Annotated in this window: 6 protein-coding genes; 3 read left to right on the forward strand and 3 right to left on the reverse strand. The window is 38.9% G+C overall.

Annotated elements, in window-relative coordinates; translation table 11 throughout:
* Window positions 1-213 precede the first annotated feature (213 nt).
* A complete protein-coding gene (locus CN326_RS21660; protein ID WP_098311043.1) occupies window positions 214-1386 on the reverse strand; it encodes an MFS transporter in 1173 nt (390 codons plus the stop codon).
* An 81-nt stretch (window positions 1387-1467) separates the two neighbouring features.
* On the opposite strand from CN326_RS21660, the gene yeiL reads away from it, so the two are divergent.
* Window positions 1468-2139, forward strand: coding sequence for a transcriptional regulator YeiL (gene yeiL / locus CN326_RS21665; protein ID WP_098311044.1), 672 nt, complete (start codon window positions 1468-1470; stop codon window positions 2137-2139).
* 325 nt (window positions 2140-2464) lie between these two features.
* Here yeiL and CN326_RS21670 read toward each other — a convergent pair whose 3' ends face one another.
* The gene (locus tag CN326_RS21670; protein WP_098311045.1) at window positions 2465-2929 is read right to left on the reverse strand and encodes a phage tail protein; all 465 of its coding nucleotides are present in this window, start codon (window positions 2927-2929) and stop codon (window positions 2465-2467) included.
* Window positions 2930-2951: 22 nt separating this feature from the next.
* Window positions 2952-3431 (reverse strand): GyrI-like domain-containing protein, encoded by a 480-nt coding sequence (locus tag CN326_RS21675; RefSeq protein WP_098311046.1) that lies wholly within the window; start codon window positions 3429-3431, stop codon window positions 2952-2954.
* Between the two features lie 109 nt (window positions 3432-3540).
* On the opposite strand from CN326_RS21675, the gene CN326_RS21680 reads away from it, so the two are divergent.
* Complete coding sequence (locus tag CN326_RS21680; RefSeq protein WP_098311047.1) at window positions 3541-4503, forward strand: helix-turn-helix transcriptional regulator; 963 nt, start codon at window positions 3541-3543, stop codon at window positions 4501-4503.
* 518 nt (window positions 4504-5021) lie between these two features.
* Window positions 5022-5810 carry a COG4705 family protein gene (locus CN326_RS21685; RefSeq protein WP_098311048.1) on the forward strand — a complete coding sequence of 263 codons (789 nt, stop codon included), beginning with the start codon at window positions 5022-5024 and terminating at the stop codon, window positions 5808-5810.
* The last annotated feature ends 123 nt before the right edge of the window (window positions 5811-5933 follow it).

Consider the following 5933-nt stretch of genomic DNA (forward strand, 5'->3'; position numbering starts at 1 on the left):
AGCATCTTTTGAAGATGATACACGAGAAACCCCCACTTCAAGATCCGAAGGAGATAAGTGGCGGGAGTTTTCATAATAACCCAGTATTACCTAATAATGCTCTACGATGATCTTAAGTATTAGGAAAAACGAAAATATGCCGCTGCTTGAATATCCGAAGATTTGTGCGGCATATAAGATCGATTTAGCTTCGTATAGTCTTAAATAAACAAACTAAATAAAAACTGCTGCTTTCTTTTTATATTCCAAATTTCGATAAACAAGTGCAAGCAGCATCGACGGTATGGTACAAACAATCATCCCGATAAAGGCGTATCTTGGCTCGATTTCGTATAAATAACCGCCAAACATCGTGAACACCGCAGTACTCCAGCTAAGTGCCAGTGCTGAATACATGCCTTGTGCTTTTGGAATCTGCGCATGTGGAATATTTTTGATTAAATATTTCATAAAGGCATAATGCCCCATTGCAAATGAGCATGCATGCAATGTTTGTGCGATACAGAAAACAATAACATTTGGAAAGGCAAATACTAATATCCAACGTACGGATGAACCAAGTGCCGCTAGCGTCAGTAAGGAGCCTACTGAAAATTTATGAAAGCTCTGATCTGCGATTGAGAAGAAAATGATTTCTGCGATCACGGCAATGTTAATAATTAACCCAATTAAATATTTGGGTGCGTGAATATCTTGTAAAAAAATATAGCCATAGCTGTAATAAGAAGCGTGTGCCGCTTGCAGTAAAATCACAATGACGAGCACCAAACCAAAGTGTTTGATGCGAAATAATTCCAGCATACCGCCTTTTTTTGTTTGATCCTCTTGCGGTTTTTTAGATAAAACAACGGGTGCACGCATAAAACCAAGACACACGAATACCAATGTGCCGAGTAACAGTGCCCATAAAATCACTTCATCCCCAAACGCCCCTGTAAAGATGGTTAAGATCATACCTGCCACGACAAATCCAATGGATCCCCACGAGCGGCTCTTCCCATAATGTCTTAATTGATTACTTTGCGCAAGTACGCCAGCTGCGCTATCTAAAGCAGGCATCAGCGCTGGGTAAATAAAATTCAAAAGTAACGTTACCAAAAGTAAGCTAACAAAGGAACTCGCTGGAATACAACACAGAATAGCAATTAGTGTGCCGATTGCCATCCCATTTAATAAGATTTTACTACTAAATTTCCTCGATAAATAAGGAAAGGCAATTAATGTAGAAAGGCCTCTTGCAACCAAACCTAAGCTCATAATCAAACTAGTTTGTGAAAGAGTAAGCCCTTTTGTATGAATCATCCATCCTGTCCAATAGGGTAGAAAAATGCCCCATGTCATATAAAAACTAAAAAACTGTCTACTCATCCAGCGTTGTGTGTTCATTCTGTATCCCCCTCATTGTTTGCATGATAACATGGAGATACGTACAATAATATGAGATATCTCACATTTTTGAGGTGGATTATGGAAATTTATAAAAATGAGAAAAGGAAAAGATATTTGAATGAGTACTCCATTGCGCATTTATTTTCTTTTCCGATTGAAGAGTTTATAGAAGTGCATGAATATAAACGCGATGAATGGATTATTCAAGAAGGCATGCGACCGGATTTTTTATTTTATGTCATTGAAGGAAAAGCAAAAATTTATGTAACGCATCAAAATGGGAAAGTTTCCTTAATTAATTTTATCAATGCGAATGATTATATTGGGGAAATGGAATTATTAAATGAGGTGTACTATACAAAAGGGATCCAAACCTCCACTAAGACCATTTGCTTTGCGCTTCCTTTTCATCGCTGTCGCACACAAATGTTAGAAGATGCAAAATTTCTACGTGAACTAACCAAATTTTTAAGTGTAAAAGCAACACAAATGGCTGCAAAGTATTCGTATAGTCTCGCCTTCCCGCTTGAAAACCGGCTTGCGGATTTTATTTTGCAAACCTCGGATGAAGAGGTCTATAAGGAGAAACACGTAACTGTTTGTGATTTTTTAGGCGTCTCCTATCGACATTTATTACATGTGCTTGCACAATTTTGCGACAAAGGGTATTTGCAAAAGGAAGGACGTCACTATCGCATTCAGCAGCACAACCTACTATATGAACTTGCTGAGATGTTGAGGAATAAATAACTAACTGTGATTCATAAATAGTGGTATACCAAAATAGAAGAACAGACGTTTACTCCGATAAAAACCTTTAGATTAATCACGCTGAACCGTATCATAAGTAAATGATGTTTTTGCGAAAAAAGTAACAGCACCCTCTAATTTGATGGAGAGGTGCTGTTTTGTTATTTTGAATGCCTAGATGAGCATTTGTTGCATGAATGGTTGTTTTTGCTCTTGCGATGAATTTAATTTTTTTGCTCAATCAGGATTTTCTTATCCAAATGAAGAAAAAGAATGACCAACTACCAAAAATGGCTGAATTCCTCCACTTGCGCTTTGGCTTACTTTAATATTCTCCTTTAATTACAAAAAACGAGCCCCGAATTGTTCCAGCTAGTTTAGACTTCTGCCTAGCAAACTTAAACTTCGTTTCTAACTCCTTTGGTACCTCCATCGCCTCAGAAAGTTTAAAACCAACGGCACGCTTCTTAGGGTCATCAACCGTATACATGACGTTGACCCCAAGACCATCCTCATAAAAGACGTAGGCAAATTTGATATTTTCCACTTGAAAACGCGACGTTTCTAAAGGTTTGGCCGCAAACTCAATATCACGTTCTTCTTTCAAAATTCGGTTCACATAATCAAGGGTCTCCTGGCTTTCGCTGGCTGGTACAACCGTAAATTCATGCTTATATTTGTTCATAAAGTAACGGGCTTCATGAGCACGTAAACCAGCAAGCGCTTCTACTGCTGGTGAAGACTCTAAACCAACTGTAGACACATTTTTAAAATCAACGATATAGGACATTTCCATCCCTCCTTTAATCCTTTTATTTCCTAACAACAGGAATCCACATTTCACCAAATACTAAGCCGTTTCGCTGCCCCATCTCAACCGTTGCATTTGGCCCGCCAACATAGGCAATATTCTTTGCTTCTGGCAAGACTTGACCAAAGGCAATGCCAGTAAGCTTATTACTCAACTCATCAGCCGTTTCTCCTTCCCCTTTAACAACTAGGTATGCCCCTTTAGGAAATTGGATAACTCTGGATTCTTCTGGTACCAATGCCTCTGTCATGACGCCAGCATAATGCATCATCTTGTTATTCACCGCTTCGTTCACGGCAAAAATGTAGTCATTTGTGGCTATGGCTTTTAAAGTGTCAAGCCTTCCATCTTGTTTGACGGCCCGCCAAAAGTCTGACTTTTCCTTGTTTATGCCAGCAAAGTCTGTGTAATCGCTCTTAAGCTCAGTTCCAAAACCTAAAACGGTAAAGCTGTCTTTTTCTTCTAGTGTATAATCTGCCATATTCAAAACCTTCCTTTTTTTAAATTAATCAAATGATTTGTCTTTTCACTTGATAAGTTTATAATAGCCTTAAATCATGTCAAAAAATGATACTGTTTAGGAGGTCCTGATGAAAAAAGTTGAGCGGATTAATATCATCATGCGGTATATCAATAACCGCGCCCACTTTACAATTTCTGAAATCATGCGAGAATTTAACATCTCTCGTTCGACAGCTATTAGAGATATCAGAGAAATTGAAGCCATGGGGATGCCACTTGTCGCTGAAGTTGGAAGGGATGGGGGTTATTTTGTTATGAACAACTCTGTCCTGCCTACTGTTCGCTTTACCGATAATGAGATCAAAGCTCTTTTTATTGCCTTTATGGCTACAAGAAATCAACAACTCCCCTATCTAAAGAGTCGTCATTCTTTAGCTGAAAAATTACTAGGCCTCATCTCAGAAAACCAGCAAGAGGACCTTGTTCTTTTAAATCAAATCTTGCTTTTTGAAGGGACCAACCCCAATAATCCCGACCTGCTTGATCTGTCAGACCTCCCCCATCCTATGTTAGAAAAGCTTATCCAAATCCTTCTTTTGGATAGCTATTTATTGATTACCATCAAAGAAGAGAAGGTAATAAAGTCTTATCCAATTTATCTCTTGCACCTTTATCGTGAAAAAAGCCTTTGGCTGATTGAAGGCTTTGACTTAAAGGAAGAAAAGAGACAGACTTTTCCTGTCGACAATCTCACCAATGTCAAACCATACCCTACGAAAAAAAGATTAAGTAAGAAAAAGATTTTAGAAAAACTAAGTAAGCAGGAAGAAGTAATCAACCTTGTCGTTGAACTTGGTCCAAAGGCGATTGCCCAGTTCAAAAAATACCATCCTTTAAAAGTTTCAATTTCCTATACGAATCCTTACCAAACCACAGCCATTCTAAAGACTTTTATCAATGTTAATAATTCAGAAGAATTGACCGAAATAACAAATTGGCTACTTTTCCTAGGTGGGGATATCAAGGTCAGGGAAGTGCCAGAAGAAGTCCTAGAAGGTTTACAAGAGAGATTATTCCTATACTGCCGATAAGCAGTGCCGGTTAAAACCCAAATAATTCTGAGCTTGGCCAGTTGCTGGTTACCACTTATTTTCGCAAACCCTGAAAAGATAAGGATTTATGAATGTTGGGAATATTCTGAAAGGGTAATAGCATTTTTATTAGTATTGTTCTTTATTGAATTTCTAGTAAATTCATTCTAGCAAAAAAAGGTTAAACCTCATTTAGATGCATTACGCATGAACCATGCCACAAGTAACAGTAAATTATATTTTTTTTGAGTAAATGAACTTTATTTAATGAATTTTTAATATAATTCTCATTCTCCTTTCATGCAGTGAAGGGTGTTTCCTTGTAACATATTTTTATGTTCTGATGCAGTGGTGGTTATACAAATGATTATTTCCGCAAATCCGTTTGTTGAACGGCTAACAGACCGGATTATACAAAAAGCCCAATTCAGAAAAAATAATAGACTTTAAAAATAATTTCTTTTGCATCCAGATTGTTTTTTTGTGAAGGAAAGAATCATTGGAGGGAAAACGAGCATATGAATAAGTCCTTATCGGCCGTTATGCATCGCGCAAAGCCGATCTTGTCGAAAGTTCCGGAAGTTACATTCTATTTTTGGATTACCAAGGTGCTGACTACTGGAATGGGAGAGGTGTTTTCTGATTACCTAGTCAATCATATGAATCCGATCATTGCAGTTGCTCTTGGGGGATTTGGTTTAGCGGCCTCATTGGTACTTCAATTCTTGGTACGAAGATATGTGCCATGGATCTATTGGCTCGTTATTGTGATGGTCAGTATTTTTGGTACGATGGCTGCTGATGCTGTGCATGTTGTGTTGGGAGTCCCATACCTTGTATCAACCGTGTTTTTTGCAGCGACACTGGCAGTTATCTTCGTCATCTGGAACGCGTTCGAGAAGACTCTGTCTATCCACAGTATTTACACTACTCGCCGCGAGATTTTTTACTGGTGCACCGTACTGAGTACGTTCGCCCTCGGTACTTCTGCAGGTGACATGACCGCGTCAACAATGCACTTAGGTTACTTTTCCTCGGGGGTGCTGTTTGCCGTCTTACTTGCCATTCCAGCTCTAGGATATTGGTTGTTTGGTCTAAATGAGATATTTGCCTTCTGGTTCGCCTACATCATGACTCGTCCAGTAGGTGCCTCGTTTTCGGATTGGATCTCGGCGTCTCACAACCGCGGTGGTCTTGGGCTTGGTGAAGGTCCGGTCAGTCTTGTCTTAACGATTATTATTGTTGTTCTTGTCGGCTACTTGACGATTAGCAAAAAAGATCGTAAGGATGAGTCTGCCGCGGCATAGGAGCGGTAGAAAGCTCACTTACCCATAGCTTTTTCTTATTCTAATTAGGATGAAAACTCCCGCCACTTATCTCCTTCGGATCTTGAAGTGGGGGTTTCTCGTATATCATCTTCAAAAGATGCT

This window comes from Bacillus sp. AFS018417, from assembly GCF_002560985.1.
In the GTDB taxonomy this organism is placed as follows: domain Bacteria; phylum Bacillota; class Bacilli; order Bacillales; family Bacillaceae_G; genus Bacillus_A; species Bacillus_A rhizoplanae.

Coding starts and splice junctions, on each gene's coding strand:
- CN326_RS21660 (WP_098311043.1), bottom strand. CDS start 1,386: ATGAACACACAACGCTGGATGAGTAGACAGTTTTTTAGTTTTTATATG.
- yeiL (WP_098311044.1), top strand. CDS start 1,468: ATGGAAATTTATAAAAATGAGAAAAGGAAAAGATATTTGAATGAGTAC.
- CN326_RS21670 (WP_098311045.1), bottom strand. CDS start 2,929: ATGTCCTATATCGTTGATTTTAAAAATGTGTCTACAGTTGGTTTAGAG.
- CN326_RS21675 (WP_098311046.1), bottom strand. CDS start 3,431: ATGGCAGATTATACACTAGAAGAAAAAGACAGCTTTACCGTTTTAGGT.
- CN326_RS21680 (WP_098311047.1), top strand. CDS start 3,541: ATGAAAAAAGTTGAGCGGATTAATATCATCATGCGGTATATCAATAAC.
- CN326_RS21685 (WP_098311048.1), top strand. CDS start 5,022: ATGAATAAGTCCTTATCGGCCGTTATGCATCGCGCAAAGCCGATCTTG.